Source organism: Ochrobactrum sp. C6C9 (assembly GCF_022627935.1).
Lineage (GTDB): Bacteria > Pseudomonadota > Alphaproteobacteria > Rhizobiales > Rhizobiaceae > Brucella > Brucella teleogrylli.
This window is the reverse complement of record NZ_JABXGB010000093.1, coordinates 1-1,008: the sequence shown is the minus strand read 5'-3', so window position 1 is coordinate 1,008 and position 1,008 is coordinate 1. Positions and strand designations below refer to the sequence as shown.

The window sequence follows — 1,008 nt, the reverse complement described above, 5'->3', positions numbered from 1 at the left end:
CGGTGAATTTCCCGTTGGTATTGAAGAAACTTGTCTACTTCGCGCTCGATCTGCTCTGGCTCCCATCCTAGCAAATCCGCGATTTCACTGGCCGCATCAGTTGCAGTGGCTCGGTCTATGTGCCGCCCCCAACCTATGCCGCTACGGGTATAGAAGATACCTTTCAGATCCTGGGCATGTTCTCGCGAGACATAATGCCGAAACGACAACGTGCCTTCATCGGTTGTCAACGGTGTATTCGTCTGCTGCAATAGCCTTCTTTGCCGATCAGGCCGCATCGGAATGTTTGCATCTACCGTTGCCAGCAGCTCCCTTCCTGCACTCATATGGCTCATAACCGGTCCGGCGGTCATCGCGAAAATTCCCGAATGACCTTTGCCCTTCAAATCATGGATTTGCCGAACTCTGTCGCCGTCAGGATTTTTGGGATTGAAGGTCAACGGCCGCACACCGGCCCAGGTAAATTCGACGTTCTGTTTCGTCAGTTTGAGAGTAGGGAGAAGAAAATTGATTTCATCGAGTAGAAACTCAATATCGACGTCATCGGCCCTAACGCTACTAGCGTCGCCTTCGAAATAGGTTTCGGTCGGGCCAATATGATAAAGGTCCTCCTTGAACGGCAGACAATAAATCGGCATTCCCAATCGGTTAAGCGCCGCAACCCCATGACCACGATAATAATCCGGAAGACGAACGACTATATGCGCGCCTTTCGTCCCGTGAATCAGACGATCATTCCCCTCCCCGGACACCCCCTGTAGAACGTCATCGATCCAAGTTCCGGCAAGATTGAGAATGATAGGTGCGAACACGCTGCTCATTTCACGATCTGCAGAGCTAAGATCGACCCGCCACAGCCCATCAGAGTTTTTTTCTCTGATGCTCGCATTGGTGAACAAGCGGACATCAGCGCCGAGCTTTTCTGCTTCGATGGCCGCATCGACGCAAAGCCTATCGGGCCAGTCCATGATGTATTCGCGGTAAGTCGCTATCGACTTCAGTTGTTTC

The 1,008-nt window shown here is 51.8% G+C and carries 1 protein-coding gene; it reads right to left on the bottom strand.

Annotated features, from left to right (window positions below; genetic code table 11):
- A partial coding sequence (locus HWD97_RS24195) for an FAD-dependent oxidoreductase (RefSeq protein ID WP_371835802.1) occupies positions 1 to 968 on the bottom strand: 968 nt, incomplete at its 3' end.
- Positions 969 to 1,008 lie beyond the last annotated feature (40 nt).